Source organism: Collinsella sp. AM16-21 (genome assembly GCF_003471905.1).
Lineage (GTDB): Bacteria > Actinomycetota > Coriobacteriia > Coriobacteriales > Coriobacteriaceae > Collinsella.
Genome location: NZ_QRKJ01000014.1, coordinates 53755 through 71085, shown reverse-complemented (window position 1 = coordinate 71085; position 17331 = coordinate 53755). Strand labels below are relative to the sequence as shown.

The following is a 17331-nucleotide window of genomic DNA, read 5'->3' as shown; positions in this document are numbered from 1 at the left end:
TTTTGTCCTATAAGCCGGGAATCGCGTCCGCGCGCTGCGCGGACGAACCGCTGCGGCGCTTACGCGCCTTGCGAGCTGCGCTGGCAAACGCTTACGCGTTTACTCAGCTCCGCGCCCTCACGGGGTTCGATTCCGTGCGAGGGCTACATAAAAGAAAAGGACCCCTTTGCAGAGGTCCTAGTCAATTCAAGGTGGCGGGGAAGGGAATCGAACCCCTGACACGAGGATTTTCAGTCCTCTGCTCTACCAACTGAGCTACCCAGCCATTTGAGGTGTGCCTTGTTTCAAGGCTTGATTAGTATAACCAAGGACGCGTTCCGGTCAACCGAGAATTTCAAAAAAGTTTTTGAGCACAGCCTCGGTTCTTTAAATCGGCACGTCAGAGGCATCAGCCGGCAGCAAGAAGTTTTTCGCTCAGAGCCGCACGGGCAAACTCACTTGGCGTCATCCCCTCGGCAGCCGCCCGTCGACGAATGGCCTCCTTCATTCCCAGAGGAATCTTGACCGACAGCGTTGCCGTCCCCTCACCTGAGAGTGGGGGCCGTCCATGCACGATCCCACCAACGGTGTGTTCGCCATCCGGAAACTCTCCGCGCTCGTACGACTCGCACCACGCGTCAATCATTTCATCCGTTACAACCTGACCATTAGCGGCCGTATACGTCTTGCCCATCATCGACCCCTTTGCCGAGCCTGTTCAATCTCCTGCCAAAATTTCTTCTGGACTGGAGACAAGGCATGAATGATAAGCCACCCACGGACAAGCTCGACCGCGACAAGCTCCACGCTTCGTCCGTCTGGGAGCCATCCAATCGCAAGCCATCTCGGCGGCTCGTCCTTCGACTCGCGACGAATGCACTCAGTAACCGCAAGCCAAGCGCTAAGCACCTGCTTTTCCGTCAGGTGCTTTTTAGCGTTGGGATGGATCTCAACATCCATGCATCTTCTCCTCCATCTTACCCAATTTCGTATGACGAAAGTCCGCTGTCGCCAATTCTTAAGCCGGCACGCGTTGGAGAGCAGGGATCGAAACAATGATTGAAGGACGCTCTAGTACGGCCCAGGCGCCGGGGCAGGAGCACGTGCGCCAAGGACGAACGCTTTCGTAGCGCGCGAGGATATTGCCGTCGCGATCGATGAAGGCGATGTCGATGGGATAGGCCATAAAACACGTATGGACCGAAGAGCAGCGTGGAAACGCCATGACGAGCGGCAGACCGTTGGCGGCAACCGGACACCGTCCCAGCATGCCGCGCAGGCGCACGGCAAACGACTCCGCCACCGCAAACTCGGCCGGCGTCCAACCCAGCCTGTTGAGCGCCCGCGCGTACGCGATGTAGGACGAGACCGCGGTCACATGACCACCCCCGGACGCCATGGATCGACCGTCACCGCGCGCTCGTGCGACAACGTTGTCGGCGCCCCCAGCGTAACGCCAGCGATGCTGAGAGAAGTCGGCCACGGCTCATAGTGCATGGTGCAGGTGTAGGTCCTAAACGTACCGGATAGGGAGAGCAGGCCACCATCCGATGCCTCCGCGCCTTGCTCGCTCGACACTTCGATCTGCAAGCCATAGCCTTCCATGGCATTCAGAATTTGAGTCTGAACCGTCGCCGAGGCATCGGCAGAGCTTTCGTCGCCCTCCCCCTCCGACGCCACGGCGTGCGCCAACACGATGTCGGGCACCACGCGGTCGAAGCGCGCGACAGCGCTGGCAAAGATCATGACGTTGTACACGATGAGTGCCAGCACCAGCAAAACGGGCGTAACCACTGCCATCTCCACCGTCGCTTGGGCGCGCTCCTCGCGCAGACGCATGCGGATACTCATTACGACCCACCGCCCAGAGCGCCAACCAGCGTGGCGACATCGACGGTGAGCGGGATGGAGCCGCCGCCGGGCAGAGGAATCTCCGCAAGCGTGAACACCGTGCCGCTAATGGTGCGTTCGACTTGATATTCCAACGCCTCGCAAAGCGCCTTGGGATCGGTCACGCCCAACGGAATACTTCGCAGCTTGTCTTGCGCTTGAGAGAAACCAGCAATGTCAGACCCCGGACTCTTAATGACGTTGGCGGAATCGGTCAGCACCGGCTTTCGCAGGCGCAAGTCGCACGGCTCCAGACCCAACGCCGCCACGGACGCCGAAACGGTATCGCCGAGCCACGATGCGATGGAGCCCAACGCGCCGCTGCCCCCTCCTAGGCCTTTAATCATCTCGTCCATAAGTTCGTCGGCCGAACCTTGGATGTCTCCGTATCCCACAAGCAGCCGTCCCCAGACATCCATGACGCCATCGAGTACGCCGGCAACGCCACCCGAGCGTTCCTTCAATGTCGAGAAAAATCGCGAAAGCACGTTGTTTTGCGCCGTCGCCCCATCGGGCGCCAGCACCGCGGCAGAGATGGCACCGCGATCGCCAAGCCTGACTGCCGTGTTAAACGAAGAGTTGAGCTCATCGGGGCTCGAGATGGCACCCGAAACCGCAAAGGCAACCACGCCGTTGCGACCGGGCGGAGCGATACGCGGACGCTCACCGGAAAGTTCTTTGATGGCGGTATCGAACGCATTGCCCGCACGGTCGGCTTCGTCCTCGGTCTGACGCTCGAGCTCGAGCTCCTTGTTGCGACAGTCGACGTAGTCCTCCAGGGCGTCTTTAAACTTGTCAAAGTGATACTCGAAGCCGTTTTCGATAGAGGTTGAAGGCGCCGCAACAGCACCAAGCGACAAAACGCCAAAATGGCATTTGCTGCATTTATCCTGTCCATCGTAATCGGCAACCGAAGCAAATCCGCTCGGCGTCCCTTTCTTATAGTTGGGGCAGGTCGTCCCGTAATGCAGATACGCCTTGTCATCGTTTACGCTCGTCGGCCACACCGCATCGGTATAGAGTTCCGTCGCCCGAACCTCATCAGAGTTGCGCGGCAGCAGCGGAATATAGGAGGAAACCCTGTCTCCGTTCTCGGTTATATATGCCCGATCGACCTCCGCGTTCGCATAGGTATAAAACGCCTTACGCGCCGCAGACTCTGCCTTCATCTCGACACTCGAGCCCTGGGGCTTCTCATTTGTCAGACGCCAATGGTAGTAGTCCTTCGCGCGATCAAGGGCAACTTGAGGCTCCCACGTAACGCTCGATGAGTAATGCGGATTTTGAACACCGGAAAGATCCGTTAGGCTTTTTGCGCGCTCCCACATACAAGAACAGCTGCCGACCGAGCCCTTGTCAGACCCACCACAATCCGCCAGCCAAGCGCGCTCCTTTGCCTTCGCCGTCTCCTCCGAGGCCTTCCGCAGCTCCTCGGCCGCACGCTCTAAATCATCTGATGTGTCTTTAATGGTATCGGTCGAGATCTCTGACCCTTTGAGCGCAGCAAAGTCCGACTCGGATGTCCTGGGCACGGCAAGCGCCGTACCGGTATAGGTCACACTATCGGTATCCTGCGCCGACACCGCCTGCGTGGCACGCGCGGCGATCAGATACGGCAGAGCCGTCTCGATTTTCTGTAAGCCTTCCGATGCGCTTTTGGCAAACTTGTTGCGCGTTTTAATGATCTCGATCCCGGTGTCGACCATATTGCCGGCAACCGGCTCGGCACCCGGGATGAGGATGGCGACCAGGCCCGTCCCGATCGTGGCAAACCCCGCCAGCCCCAGACTCAAGATACTCGCATCAACCACCGTGGCAGCCGTGTGATAGGACGACACTACGTTGGCACCCGCCAGCGCGCCGCTATCGGCCGCCACCTGGGTGTCCCCGGCACGCGACATGCTCCATATCGCCGCGGTCGACGAAAACAACAATGTGAGCACCACTAGGATGACCACGGCAGAAGAAAGCGTGGTATAGGCGCCGTCTTCGATAAACAGATCGACACCGGCTCGACCCATAAAGCCGCCTCGCTTGCAATGGCAGCTCGGACGGCGCGTCAAAACGCGTCTAGACCAGAAACGCTTAATCCCATGTAGCAATCCACGAATCATAATCTCCCTCCAGCCATTCGGGACGCGATTGATACGAGACATCGACCTTGAGCTCAACGTAGCCGCCCTCGGCGGCACCACCCATAGCCTGCGCAAACGCACCGATCACGGGCAACGGCTTGACCTCGCCGGAAACGGACACGGACGAGACGCCACCCGCACCGGCCCGGCCAAGCTCGATATCCCACGACAGCGGCCCGCCGGCATGAAAGATCGAAACGTTGGGCACTGCGGCAAGCCGGCGGCGGGTGAACTCCTTAAGATCGTCGTCCTCCGCCGTCGTCGTGGTCATGAGCCGCGCGGTCTCGGCGGCGGCAGACTCCATGACCGCGCGCGTATAGAGCAGGCACACCGGCTGCAGTGCGAGAAGGATGAGCGTCAGAAACGTCGGCAGCAAAAAAGCGGCCTCGACCGTAGACTGCGCCCGGTCCTCGCACGCGATATCAATACAACGCGATGTCCTTAGCGCCCGCAGCGGCGTCGATAACCGACATCGAGGCAACGCCATGGGATGCCGCCCGCTCGACCAGCGCCGCCAAGCGCCCATCGGTGCCAGCACGCCAAAGTCCCGCAATCGCCAGCACGATCGATAACAGCGCCACCGTGACGATGGCGTATTCCACAGTCGCTTGGGCAACCTCTTCACGCAGAACGCCATGCATTTCACGATCCCTCCTTTGAGTTTATTGTTTGCGGGACCAGGCGCACGGCGCGCAGACGACACGAAGCATCGCCAGTATCCGCGGCAACCGTCACCATATCGACCCAGCCGCGTCCGTCGCGCACGATAGCGCCCCACACGTTGCCCTTGATATCGAGATAGCCGCTCAGAGCAAGTTGTGCCGTGGGTACCTCGCGATAGGCACGCAGCATATCCGCTGCCGCTTCGGTCATCGGTCGGTCCTCGGACCATGCAAGCCGGACCGCAATCGCGTTGCCCTCAGGCGAATCCGTCGCAGTGCCAGACCGCTTGTCGAGCGCCCGCAGAAAGGTTTGCGCCGTGACAGCGACATCCGAATCGTCCGCATCTCGCATCTCATCTTTTTGAGACGCCACCGCCGAATCTGAGCCCAAATCGGAGGCGGTCCCAGGACGCTGCTGCCGCGCGGCGTTAAGCCCCCAAAGCACCACCGCTATCGCCACGGTCAGGCAAGCAAACACCAGCAGCACCCCGATGGGGCGCTCGCCCTCTACAGGCTGTTGATGCCCTCGCTGATAGCGTTCCATAGATCTTGGACCTTGCCCTTAAATGCGACGATGGCGATGATCGCGATCACCACGAGCACGCCGACCAAGATGGCATACTCGGTGGTACCCTGTGCACTCTCCTCCTGCAATAGTTCCTTGGCGCGCTGACGAACATGTGCCGCCCGGCAAAACGCCCAGCCCTGGACCTTGCCAGCAGCGTCAGTCATCGTGTTCATGTATTCCTCCCTACATCATCCCGCCTGCTCCCAGCAGCGGGCCCAATATGGACAGAAGCAACGCCGGCAAGATGAGCGTGCCGGTGGGAATCAGCAGCTTGACGGGTGCACGCTCGATCTCGCGCTCGACCGCGGCGCGATGAGCCGCACGGATCTCGCGACTTTGAGCGGCCAGCGTCTCGGCAAGTGGGGCACCCAGGGCGAGCGCCTGCCCCACCGTGATGGCAAAGGTCTCGAGCGCTCGCACGTCCAGGTCGCGCGCGGCGGCCAACAACTCGTCCTCACGCGTGCCCACGCCCACCTGCCACGCCATACAGGCGCGTTCAAGGCGAAGAGCCAGCACTGACCGGCGGTTGGCGCAGAAAATCTCAAGCGCCGCATCAAACGAAAGACCGGCCGAAAGACCCAAGCGCACAACATCGATCATCTCGGACACTTCGCCGAGCGACACTCGCGCCGGGCCGCCCGCTCCAACCGCGCCCTTCACTCGCGCGGTCAGAGCATCGACCACCGAGCGACCCGCGGCAGCGACCAGCACCGCCTCGCGCATGCAGGCCCCTGCGATCTTGCGTGCATCCGCCCGATCCAAACCCGTCGCGACAAATACACTCAGGGCGCACAGGCAAGCCGCAACTGCAACCGGGGCGCTCATAGCTCCACCCGCATAATGCGCCGGATAACCACCAGGGCAACGGCGTTGAGGGCAAGACCCAGCACCACAGCGCCCGCGCCGGCAGGCGTCGCAAGACCGCGACGAAAATCTGCCGAAAGCAGCGCCAACACCGCGCACATGCCCGCCGGCATCGCCGCGACCATATGCGCAGACATGCGAGCCTGCGACGTCTTAACATCCAGGCGGCGCTTGAGCTCAATGCGCTCCCCCACCATGCTCGACGCCTCGGACAGTAAGTCGGCAAGCGGAGCGCCGGTGCGCTGAGACACCTTAAGCGCCAAGGTCACAAGCGAAAGACCGGGGGCGTCGATACGCACGAGCAAGTCATCGAGCGCGTCGGTCGCCGAGATGCCGCAATCGATCGCCGCCGCCACCCGCAAAAACTCGGTATGCACTGGCTCTTGCGCATGAGCGCCCACAAAGCGCATGCCCTGGGCCAGCGAATGTCCCGAGGCAAGCGACATGGAAAGTGCGGTAAACGCCTCGGGCATTGCCTCTTCTGCATCGTGTTGCTCGCGCCGGCTCTCAAAGCCATCCCGAGCGGCACCAACGGCAAACGGAGCAACAAGTCCCAAGGCAAATCCGAGGGGCGATAACGACACCATCGTTAGTAAAACGCAGCAGACACCGCTCGATAGCAGCAGAAACGCCAAACGTCCCGAAGCATCTTCGATCACGAGGCCAAGGCGATGCGCCGGAGCCAGCGATGCCCACGAACGGGCGATCTTTTTCAGCAGATCGTTTTCCACCAGCTCACGCGGCAGCTTCTCTGCCACCGTCTCGAGCGCCTGACGTGCCAGCTCCGCCAGCGGTACCTGCGGCACACGAGGTTCCGCCCCGCACGCCGTCGCGACAGAAAGCCCTGCCAAGCCCCCTACGACGAGGGGCACAGTGATCTCCATTCGTCCACCTCCTCTTGTGTGAGCGTCCCCGACCGCAGGCCTTCTGCGATAAACGGCGGCTCGCGGTCAAGCGTCCAGGTGCGCTCGGCGGCATCGAACGTCACATAGCGCTCGAGCTCTACGCCACCCGATGCGGCGCGTCGCACCCCCGAATACGAGGAGACGAAACGCCTGCCATCGGCGTGGCGCTCGGACATCACGATGCCGTCGAGCGCCATGGCAATCTGCTCCTCGATGAGCTCGCTCGGCAGATCGATGCCATAACGTGCAAGCAACGTCAGACGCACCACGGTCTCCTGTTCTGAACCCGCATGAAGTGTGGTGAGCGACCCGTCGTGGCCCGTGTTCATGGCCTGCAACATGTCGCAGCACTCGGCACCGCGCACCTCGCCCACCACGATGCGGTCGGGGCGCATGCGCAGGGCATTAGTTACCAGGTCGCGGATCGTCACCGCGCCTTCACCCTCAATTGAAGCCTCGCGCGCCTCTAGGCGCACCACGTGCGGATGATGCGCAAACTTGAGCTCGGCAGAGTCCTCGATCGTCACGATGCGCTCGCCGGTGGAAATCTCACATGACAACGCGTTGAGCAGGGTGGTCTTACCAGATCCCGTGCCTCCCGCAACCGCCAGGTCCTGTCGCAGCGACACCGCGCACGACAGCAGCTGCGCATACCAAAGCGGCAGCGACCCCAGCCCCACAAGCTCGTCCAGCGAGCAGATACGGTCCGAGAACTTTCGGATGGTGAGAATCGGTCCGTCAATCGCCACAGGCGGAATCACCGCGTTGACGCGATAGCCCGTTTTGAGGCGGGCGTTGACGATGGGGCTGCGCTCGTCGATACGGCGGCCAAGTGGCGAGATGATGCGGTCGATAAGCACACGGATCTGTTCATCATCCTCAAACGCATGCTCGATGGGGTACAAGACGCCGCCGCGTTCAAAGAAAGCCGAGCGGCAGCCGTTGATCATGATCTCGGTAACGGTGTCGTCCTCGATGAGCGGCTGCAACGGCCCCAAGCCCACCACGTCATCCAAAATCTCGTCGATGATGGTTTCGCGCTCGGGCGTCGCGAGATCGGTCGGCTCCTCAACATTGAGCGCCGCCTCCACCGCAGGACGCAATTCCGAGCGGGCAAGTGCCGGGTCGATATAGGCGCTGATACGCGCCACTTCGTCGTAACCCATGCGGTCCATCACGGCGCGCTTGGTGCGTCGTTTCACCGCGCGGCGACGCCCCGCATCTACAGGCGCTGCCGCCGCTGCAGCGCCGGCAGCCTTAATCCTCGTTTGCAGGCTCATCGCTGATCACCCTCGCGCAACCAGGGAAGGCGGATACGCGGGCGTTCGGTACGCGTTGCACGGTCGGCGACCATATCGCCCCAAGGGCCGACGGCGCACCCCAGTTCCACGAGCATCTCGCGCGTGGCCTCGCGCATGCTAGTCGCAAAAGCACTGGTCTGCCCCACCGCCTCGTCAGCGCGCCCAAACGCCATGAGCGCGGCGAGATCCTGCCCGCCATCGGCGATACGAATCTTGGAGCTCAACGCACAGGCAATCTCAAAGCGCATGGCGACGTCCTCGTCTGCCCCGCGCGCACCGAACCGGTTGAACACGGCGCTCATGCGCGTGCGCGGCACACCTACTCGACTTGCCAGTTCGATGACGCGCGACGCCGATGTCGCGGACGACACCGCCGCATCGCCAACGACCAGGCAACGGTCGCTCGCCGCCACCGCAGCCGCCACGGCGTCGCCCCAAAAGACCGAGGTATCGATAAATACCACGTCGGATTCGCGACGCAGGACATCAAGCAGTAGCTCCACCGGACGCGCCATGAGCTCAGCTTGCTCGGGCGCCGCGACGGGACCCCAGAGCGTAACGCCCGGCGCCACGCGCATCGATGTGGCTACGATATCCGGCTCGGTGAGCGTGCCCGCCGCCGACGGCTCGATAAGTGCCGCCATATCGCGCGGAGCATCGACGCCTAACAAGTCGTAAAGGTTTCCAAACATCAGGTCCAGGTCGAGCACGGCGGCACGCAAGCCCAACAGCGACGATGTGTGTGCCATGGTGGCAACGATCGTCGACTTGCCGCAACCGCCCGAACCCGAAATGGCGCAGATGACCGGAGCTCGATGCGGCGAAGCGGCAGCGTCTGCCGGCGGCATCGGAGGCGGCGGGGCGGGCGTCGGTGACAGCGTCCCCGTCTCCCCCGCCGCAACCACGTGCTGCGTCCAAGCCGGCATGGCTGCTTGTTCGGTCTGCGAGGCAGGCTCGTTCTGCGCAATCTGCTCATGCTGCATCAGCGACAACTCGCCGCACCCGGCAAGGCCCTCAACTTCGTCGAGTTCATCCGCCAGATTCACGCCGTGCACGTATCCCATATCTACTGCCGGGGAGTCGCCAGCATGCTGCGCCGGCCCTCCAGCGTCATCGTATACAAGGGGGTTCCGAGGGCGCCGACCATGCTCGGCTTCCGCTTTTCCATAATCATCAACACGCGGGCCTCTTGTAGCGCGAGGCGCCCCGGGTTCCCTATCAACAAAAGCATCGGGCTCAATCGTCATGCGCTGATCGGAATCAACCGCTCCCTCGCCCGCGCGCCCGTTGCCGCATATACTGTGTGCAGCGATGACCTCGGTCGCCCCCGCGCGAAACAGCCCCTCGATATCCGACGGATCGAGCGCTTCTATCAACACGACCACGCGACTCACGCGGCCTTCGGCCGTCAGGCGCGCAACAGTCTTGCGCACATCTTCGGTATCAAACAGAGACGCCGCGATGATGGCAGCCCCGCGGCGTGACGGAAACGCCCGCGCCATGGAAACCAGCCCGTCCAGGTCACCCACGCGAAGCACCTGTGCACCCACATCACGGCCCTCGACTTCCCGCTGCAACAGTCCGTAATCGCCGCACGCGCAGCACGCAAGCCAGATCGCCTTCATCACTCGTCGCCTCCGCTCTTTTTGCCGCGCGCCGTGGCGGGAATCGTCAAGCTGACCGTTCCCTTGCCCGAGGCTCCCAGCAGTTCCTTGACGTCTTCGGGGTCAGCCGCCAGCGTCACCCATTCGATCTTGCCCTCGCGCGTGGCACCGGAATCCTCACTGGTATCGATCACGTGCGCGCCGCACAGCCGATCGGTTACGCCGTCTTTTTGCACATACACATCCACGTAGCTGCCCACGCCCGTAGCACCGCCGACCGAGTGCTCGGCATCGACCGCCACCGAAACGGCGACCTTGCCCTTAGGCACCTCGAGCTTGCGGCTCTCGGCCTTGGTGTAGACATTGCAGATCACGGCGTTTTTGGGAATACGCGAAGTCGTCACGTCGCCGCGCACCTGGCGCAGCTCGGTCGCCGCGTCACGCGGCAGCAGGCTCGTCAGCCATTCCTGGGTTATGACATTGGTCTCATCGAGGGTCTCGCCCACATCGATATCGCGCGCCGCGACGCATACCTCGACGCGATCGCCACCGTACTTGGCCAAGGTCTCAGCCTGGACCTGTTCGGCTTGCGAGCGGATCGACGAGCCGTAAACCATGCAAAGCAGAGCAGCGAGCACGCCCGTGACCAGACTGATGGCGATGCGCTTGCTCTTGTTCACGGCCGCTCCTCTCATGGCAGTGCCGGGCGAATGCCTGTACCACCATTGTCTGAGCGGTCAGAGTGCAAAGCGGCGCAATCGCAATCTTGGTTTTCGATGTCAAAACCAATCGCTGACCAAAAGCTGACCAGCCCGTCAAGCTCGTGGCAAGGTTTTGGTCAGCACGTCAGCAAACTGCATGTTTCGAGGCTTTTCCGCAGCAAAAAAGCCGTCTCCCGAACAGTTGGGAGACGGCTGTCATAGGAAAAATCAATTACAGATGGACATCGGGATCGAGCATTTGAGCGCTCACGCGCATGGATGACGCCAGGTTTTGGAACGTTTCCAGACGCAGGCTGTCAATCTGCCCGGCGTCCTCGGCCTCGCGAACGGCGCAACCCGGCTCATGGGTATGCGTGCAATCGCCAAACCGGCACGCGCGCGATGCCTCGACAATCTCGGGGAAGGCGCGCGCCAGACCCCGCTCGTGACCCACGAGCGGTAAGCTGCGCAGGCCCGGGGCATCGGCGATCACGCCGGCGTCGCCCGGCAGCGCCACCATCACGCGCGCGACGGTAGTGTGACGGCCCTGGTCGTCGCGTTCGCGCACACCGCCGGTCGCCAACGTATCGTGGCCCAGCAGTGCATTGAGCAGCGTCGACTTGCCGGCACCCGACTCGCCCAGAATCATGGCGCAGCTCCCGGCGGGCACGCAGGCACGGACCTCGTCCAGACCGCGGCCCTCGGCAGAAGACGTCACGATCACGCGCACGTCCGGACCCACCAGACGACGCACGCGGTCCAGATCGCGCTCGAGCTCATCGGCCTCGCAGCGGTCGGCCTTGGTGAGCACCACCACCGGCTCGGCATCGCAATCGAGCGCCAATACCAGTGAGCGCGCCACGCGATCGAGCAGCACCTCGCCGGCGCCGAGCGCCTGCACGATCAGCACGCTGTCAACGTTGGAGCAGAGCACCTGGCGCTCACCGCGGGCACGGCCACGCCAACGCTCAAAGCTCGTACGGCGCGGCAGCACGCACTCAATCACGCCCATATCGTGCCCGGGAGCGCGGCGCACCGCCACACGGTCGCCCACGGCAGGCAGCAGGACCTCGTCCTCGCCGCGCGACTTGGCAAACCCCACGGCATGCTCGGCACGAAACGTGTCATCGGCAGTCGCCACCAGCGGAAACCCGCGGTCCAGGCGCACCACGGCGCCCAACTGCATCTGCTCGGGTTCCTCGGCTTGCGCGCAAAAATCATCGAAGGCTGCCCGTTGGGCGGCATCAACCGGCAGATCGTCAAACGCCGGAACATCCTGCAACGCATCGAGCCCCGGTACGCTCGTCAACAACTCCTCGGCAGACGCGGGGGCTTCGGTCGCAAGCTTCCGACGACGGTCACGCTTAGCCCGCGCCCCCGTCGTCTTTTTCTTCGCTTTAGCCTTAGCCTTGCCCACAAGCGCCTCCCAGCACCATAAATCACAACTGAGCAGGTATTTTCCCACAAAAAAGAGTCGGTCGAGCAAATGCTCGACCGACTCACACACTTTCCCTCAGCCTTTATCATCCACACGGGAGAAAAGTCAGCAACGTCACCGCAGGGCCCGCCCCCCGAGAGGGGTTTCCAAAGGGCACATCCTTTATTCAAAACGAGCGGCCGAGCAATTGCTCGGCCGCTCACCTTCTTTCCCTCAGCCCTTTTTCATCCGCGCGGGAGAAAAGCCAGTAAGGATACCGTAGGGCCCACCCCGGGAGTGTTTTCTTCTGAGCGATCCCGCAGCGCGAAGCGCGAGGACCAGCGAAGAAGAAAACACGCAGGGGCGGGCCCGGACAGGTTAACTTACTCCTTCTCGACCGCGCGCATGATCGCCTTGTAGATCTCCATCAGCGGGATGATCAGGAAGGCCAGGCCCAGGGCAGCAACAACGCCCTTGAGCTCAAGCGTCACGGGGCCAAAGAACATCTCGGCAAGCGTCGGCTGCACGGTTACGATCACCGTCAGCACCAGCGCCAGCGCGGCGGAAGCCCACAGCCACTTGTTCTGCTTCTTCATGGTGAACAGCGACGCACGACGGCTGCGCATATTGAAGCAGTGGAAAATCTCGACCATGTTGAGCGTGATGAAGGCCATCATCACGCCTTCCTCGTCGGCATTGCCGGCGATCATATCGGCGATGTGGATGTAGCCCATGTCAAAGTACACGCCCACAAAGAAGCTCGCCAGCACCAGCACGGTGATGATTAGGCCCTGGACCACGCAGTCCAGACCCATATGTCCGGCAAAGACACCATCCTTGGCGTTGCGCGGCTTGCGCTTCATGATGTCGCCCTCGGCGTCCTCCATGCCCAGCGCGAGCGCAGGGAAGCAGTCGGTGACCAGGTTCACCCACAGCAGCTGCACCGGCTGGAAGATGGTAAAGCCGATGAGCGTGGCGATAAACACCGAGAAGACCTCGGCAAGGTTGGCCGAAAGCAGGAACTGGATGACCTTGCGGATGTTGTCGTAGATGCGACGGCCCTCTTCGCAGGCACCGATGATGGTGGCGAAATTGTCGTCGGCAAGCACCATGTCGGCGACGTTCTTGGTGACATCGGTACCGGTGATGCCCATGCCCACGCCGATGTCGGCGCGCTTGATGGACGGGGCGTCGTTGACGCCATCGCCCGTCATGGCCACGATCTGGTCACGCGACTTCCAGGCCTCGACGATGCGGGTCTTGTGCTCGGGCTGGACGCGGGCGTACACGCCGTAGTCCTCGATGTGCGCGTCGAGCTCCTCGTCGCTCATGCGATCGAGGTCGGCACCGGTGATGGCATGGCTGCGATCGGTGACGATGCCCAGCTGCTTGGCGATGGCCACGGCGGTGTCGATGTGGTCGCCCGTGATCATGACGGTGCGAATGCCAGCGTCGTGGGCCTCGCGGATGGCTTCGGCGACCTCGGGGCGGACCGGGTCGATCATGCCGGACAGGCCGCAGAAGACCAAGTCGTGCTCGAGCGCAGCGGGGCTGCAGTCGCTCGGGACCTCGGTGTAGGTGCGGCTTGCCAGCGCCAGCACGCGCAGAGCCTCGTCGGCCATGGCCTTGTTGGCGGCCACGAGCTCGGCGCGACGCTCCTCGGTCAGCGGGACGACCTTTTCGCCCTCGTAGATATGGGTGCACAGGCCGATCACCACGTCGGGCGCGCCCTTGGTGTACTGCTCGTACTCGCCATCCAAGGTCTCGACGATCACGGACATCATCTTGCGGCCCGAGTCGAACGGGGCCTCGCCCACGCGCGGATGCTCGGCAGTCAGGCCGGTGAGGCCAGCCTTGCCGGCGTCGTTGACGAGCGCGCACTCGGTCGGCTCGCCCACGGCCTCGCCCAGCTCCTCGTCCCACTGAGCATCGGAGCACAGCGCCATGCCGGCCAGGAACTTCTCCTTGGGCGCAGCGAGCTCGTGCTTGACGACGGTCATCTTGTTCTGGGTAAGGGTACCGGTCTTGTCGGAGCAGATGGTCTGTGTGCAGCCAAGGGTCTCGACAGCAGAGAGCTTGCGGATAATCGCCTGGCGCTTGGCCATCTTGGTCACGCCAAGCGAAAGGACGATGGTCACGACGGCAACAAGGCCCTCGGGGATGGCGGCGACGGCGAGCGAGACGGCGACCATAAAGGTGTCGAGCAGGGCAGTCGGATCGGTAAGGACGTTGCCCACGCCGTGGCGGAGGATGTCAACGCCAAAGATGACGACGCAGATGACGATCACCATGATGGTGAGGATGCGGCTGAGCTCGGCGAGCTTCACCTGCAGCGGCGTGAGCTCTTCCTTGGCCTCGGCCAGGGCGCCGGCGATCTTGCCCATCTCGGTGTTCATGCCGGTGCCGACCACGACGGCGCGACCACGGCCGTACACGACGGTGGAGCCCATATAGCACATGTTCTTACGGTCGCCGAGCGGCACGTCGTCGGTGCCGGCGGCGAGCTCGATCACGTTGGCATGCTTCTCGACGGGCACGGACTCGCCGGTGAGCGCGGCCTCTTCGATCTTCATCGTGGCGCTCTCGAGCACGCGGCAGTCGGCCGGGACGGAGTCGCCCGCCTCGAGCATGATCACGTCGCCGGGCACGAGCTCGGCGCTCGGCAGGTGCACGAGCTTGCCGTCGCGTAGCACCTTGGACTGCGCCGCACTCATCTCCTGCAGGGCCTCGAGGGCCTCCTCGCTCTTGGCTTCCTGGACCACGCCCAGCACCGAGTTGACGATAACGACGAACATGATGATGGCAACATCGGCAAAGTCGGGCTCGCCCTTGACCATGCCCGTGAGCGCACTGATGACGGCGGCAACGATCAGCATGATGACCATGGGGTCGGCCATCTGCTCAAAGAAACGCTTCCACAGCGGCGTCTTCTCGGCTTCCTCGAGCTTGTTAGGGCCTGTCTTGGCGAGGCGCGAAGACGCCTCGTCGTTGCTCAGGCCGAGGTTCTCATCGACACCTTGGTCGCTGAGCACCTCCGCCGCGGCGGACAGGTATTCCTTTTGCATATAGAGTCCCCTCCTGGGATTCGGGCCACTCAGCAGATTGATGCCCGATCATAATTCCCAGGAGAAGGGCAAGGGCTCATCAAGGCTGCCGTGCTGAGCGGCAGTTGATAGTGGAGCTATGGTACCCCAAAGAGACGCGTCTAGCCAAAACAATCGGTTTGGAAATATGGTCCGCACGCAACGGTGCAGACCGTGTGATGCTCAACATTGGTAAAACGTTTTTTCTTCGGCACATCGCCAAACTGACATATCGCCCAGATAGCAGCGGTTGGAGTGGTTGGTAAAGATTTTTCATATACCGTTTTTCCCGCAAAAAATGAACTTCCATTTCGGCATACGGTCGATTTTTTGGGGTATTCGGTCGGCATTTCGTTATAATCATCTCGGTTTTATTTCTTATGGTTTATCTATCAGCGCAAGACGATGTCAGATGGAGGTCTGAATGTACAAGCGCACTAAGATTGTATGCACCATGGGTCCCGCCTGCGATAGCGACGAGACCATCCGCGAGATGATCAAGGCGGGCATGAACGTCGCCCGTTTTAACTTCTCGCACGGCTCCTACGACGAGCACCACGGTCGCATCGAGCGCGTCCGCCGTATTTCCAAGGAGCTCGGTCTGCCTGTCGGCATCCTGCTCGACACCAAGGGCCCCGAGGTCCGCACCGGCCTCCTGGTCGACGGCAAGAAGGTTGCCGTCAAGACCGGCGATAAGATCGTCGTCACCGCTCAGCCCACGTCCGAGGATTTCCACGGCACCGCTGAGCACATCTCCCTCGACTACCTGGCTCTGCCTTCCGAGGTCGAGAAGGGCTCCCTCATCCTGATCGATGACGGCCTGGTTGCCCTCGAGGTCGAGTCCGTCAGTGGCCAGGACATGACCTGCGTCGTTAAGAACGACGGCCTGATCGGCGAGCGCAAGGGCGTCAACATGCCCAACGTCAACATCTCGCTGCCCGCCATCACCGAGCGCGATCGTCAGGACATCCTCTTTGGCCTGACCGAGAACATCGACTACATCGCCGCTTCCTTCATCCGTGACGGCGAGTCCGTCCGCGGCATCCGCGAGCTTTGCCGCGAGAACGGCGGCGAGCACGTGACGATCTTCCCGAAGATCGAGTGCGCCTTGGGCGTCGAGAACTTCGACGAGATTCTCGAGGCTTCCGACGGCATCATGGTCGCCCGTGGCGACCTGGGCATCGAGATCAAGCCCGAGCTCGTTCCGCACATCCAGAAGGAGATCATCGCCAAGTGCAACGCGGCCTACAAGCCCGTTATCACCGCTACGCAGATGCTCGACTCCATGCAGCAGAACCCGCGCCCGACGCGCGCCGAGGTTGCCGACGTTGCTAACGCCATCTACGACGGCACCGACGCCGTTATGCTCTCTGGCGAGTCCGCTGCCGGTAAGTACCCGGTCGAGGCCGTTAAGATGCAGGCCAGCATTGCTCTCGAGACCGAGAAGTACCTCCCGGCTCACGCTCCGCTCGAGGTTCCGGCCGATGCTCACGGCACCCGCGTCGTCAACAACGTTGTGGGTATGTCCGCTGTGAACATGGCCACCACCGTTGGCGCCAAGTGCATCACCGTGCCGACGACCACCGGTCGTACCGCTCGCTTGATCTCGCACTTCCGTCCCAACATGCCGATCTGCGCGTTCTCCCGCCACGAGTGGGCCGTCCAGCAGATGATCATGTACTGGGGCGTTATCCCGCATCAGGCCGAGATTACCCAGGGCACCGTCAACGGCACGATCGTCAAGGCGATCGAGACCGCTAAGGAGCTCGGCTACGTCGAGGCCGGCGATCTGACCGTCGCCACCGCCGGCGATCCCCGCATGAGCGTCCAGCTCGAGGACAAGGTCTCCTCGACCAACGTCGCTTACGTCGCTCAGGTCCGCTAAATCGTACTTGCAAGCATGTTTGCATTGCAAAGGGCCTGGAAGGCTTCGCCTTCCGGGCCCTTTTTCTGTGTCAATGCCGGCACACGGCAAAACACGCACCCATTTCTTTACCAAAAGCGCGAAATCCACCTTTCGAGGCCCAAAAATAAAGTCCCAAGTGCTAAAAGTGTTCGCCCGATGGCGAAACCACACCTTACCTGACGCTGCTAAATCGTTTTAGCAAGAGCCAGATCGACCGCGTTTTCGGAAGTATGCGGCAAATTCTGAGACCTCCGAGCACACCCCGTTTTTTCGCAACAAAATGCCTGATAAACTGGCATCAAAAGCCAGGTCTGCT

16 protein-coding genes and 1 tRNA gene are annotated in these 17331 nt (G+C 62.1%); 1 reads left to right on the top strand and 16 read right to left on the bottom strand.

The genetic code is table 11. The features are described 5' to 3' along the window. Window positions 1-192 precede the first annotated feature (192 nt). From DW180_RS08280 to DW180_RS08205, 16 genes are all read right to left on the bottom strand, one after another. A tRNA-Phe gene (locus tag DW180_RS08280) sits at window positions 193-265 on the bottom strand. 123 nt (window positions 266-388) lie between these two features. Continuing rightward, entirely contained in the window at window positions 389-673 is a 285-nt protein-coding gene (locus DW180_RS08275; protein WP_035137167.1) for a ribbon-helix-helix domain-containing protein, read from the bottom strand. A gap of 324 nt (window positions 674-997) precedes the next feature. Next, complete coding sequence (locus DW180_RS08265; RefSeq protein WP_117803620.1) at window positions 998-1378, bottom strand: DUF192 domain-containing protein; 381 nt, start codon at window positions 1376-1378, stop codon at window positions 998-1000. Beyond that, window positions 1354-1830: a TadE/TadG family type IV pilus assembly protein gene (locus DW180_RS08260; protein ID WP_117759589.1), complete on the bottom strand. Its 477-nt coding sequence runs from the start codon at window positions 1828-1830 to the stop codon at window positions 1354-1356. The genes DW180_RS08265 and DW180_RS08260 overlap by 25 nt, the downstream gene beginning before the upstream one ends. Then, on the bottom strand, window positions 1830-3890 hold the full coding sequence (locus tag DW180_RS08255; RefSeq protein ID WP_117803619.1) for a hypothetical protein: 2061 nt from the start codon (window positions 3888-3890) through the stop codon (window positions 1830-1832). The genes DW180_RS08260 and DW180_RS08255 overlap by 1 nt, the downstream gene beginning before the upstream one ends. 64 nt (window positions 3891-3954) lie before the next feature. Continuing rightward, window positions 3955-4491: a TadE/TadG family type IV pilus assembly protein gene (locus DW180_RS08250; RefSeq protein ID WP_089572690.1), complete on the bottom strand. Its 537-nt coding sequence runs from the start codon at window positions 4489-4491 to the stop codon at window positions 3955-3957. Beyond that, a complete protein-coding gene (locus DW180_RS10170; protein ID WP_006235089.1) occupies window positions 4427-4645 on the bottom strand; it encodes a hypothetical protein in 219 nt (72 codons plus the stop codon). Before DW180_RS10170 ends, DW180_RS08250 begins: the two co-directional genes overlap by 65 nt. A gap of 1 nt (window position 4646) precedes the next feature. Beyond that, a complete protein-coding gene (locus DW180_RS08245; protein ID WP_124785843.1) occupies window positions 4647-5210 on the bottom strand; it encodes a hypothetical protein in 564 nt (187 codons plus the stop codon). Further along, window positions 5174-5407, bottom strand: a complete 234-nt coding sequence (locus tag DW180_RS08240; RefSeq protein WP_089572694.1) for a hypothetical protein — start codon at window positions 5405-5407, stop codon at window positions 5174-5176. Before DW180_RS08240 ends, DW180_RS08245 begins: the two co-directional genes overlap by 37 nt. 10 nt (window positions 5408-5417) lie before the next feature. After that, window positions 5418-6059, bottom strand: coding sequence for a type II secretion system F family protein (locus DW180_RS08235; protein ID WP_117583819.1), 642 nt, complete (start codon window positions 6057-6059; stop codon window positions 5418-5420). Next, window positions 6056-6982, bottom strand: a complete 927-nt coding sequence (locus DW180_RS08230; RefSeq protein WP_118238373.1) for a type II secretion system F family protein — start codon at window positions 6980-6982, stop codon at window positions 6056-6058. Before DW180_RS08230 ends, DW180_RS08235 begins: the two co-directional genes overlap by 4 nt. Next, the gene (locus DW180_RS08225; protein ID WP_006235095.1) at window positions 6955-8283 is read right to left on the bottom strand and encodes a CpaF family protein; all 1329 of its coding nucleotides are present in this window, start codon (window positions 8281-8283) and stop codon (window positions 6955-6957) included. The genes DW180_RS08230 and DW180_RS08225 overlap by 28 nt, the downstream gene beginning before the upstream one ends. Continuing rightward, window positions 8280-9929, bottom strand: coding sequence for a P-loop NTPase (locus tag DW180_RS08220; RefSeq protein ID WP_118238372.1), 1650 nt, complete (start codon window positions 9927-9929; stop codon window positions 8280-8282). Before DW180_RS08220 ends, DW180_RS08225 begins: the two co-directional genes overlap by 4 nt. Continuing rightward, entirely contained in the window at window positions 9929-10588 is a 660-nt protein-coding gene (gene cpaB, locus DW180_RS08215) for a Flp pilus assembly protein CpaB (protein ID WP_233540205.1), read from the bottom strand. Before cpaB ends, DW180_RS08220 begins: the two co-directional genes overlap by 1 nt. 253 nt (window positions 10589-10841) lie before the next feature. Next, window positions 10842-11795 (bottom strand): ribosome small subunit-dependent GTPase A, encoded by a 954-nt coding sequence (gene rsgA, locus DW180_RS08210; protein WP_199569956.1) that lies wholly within the window; start codon window positions 11793-11795, stop codon window positions 10842-10844. 614 nt (window positions 11796-12409) lie between these two features. Next, window positions 12410-15091 carry a cation-translocating P-type ATPase gene (locus DW180_RS08205; RefSeq protein ID WP_118238371.1) on the bottom strand — a complete coding sequence of 894 codons (2682 nt, stop codon included), beginning with the start codon at window positions 15089-15091 and terminating at the stop codon, window positions 12410-12412. 442 nt (window positions 15092-15533) lie between these two features. Here DW180_RS08205 and pyk point away from each other — a divergent pair, with 442 nt between their 5' ends. Next, window positions 15534-16994, top strand: coding sequence for a pyruvate kinase (gene pyk / locus DW180_RS08200; RefSeq protein WP_117634311.1), 1461 nt, complete (start codon window positions 15534-15536; stop codon window positions 16992-16994). Window positions 16995-17331: the final 337 nt, after the last annotated feature.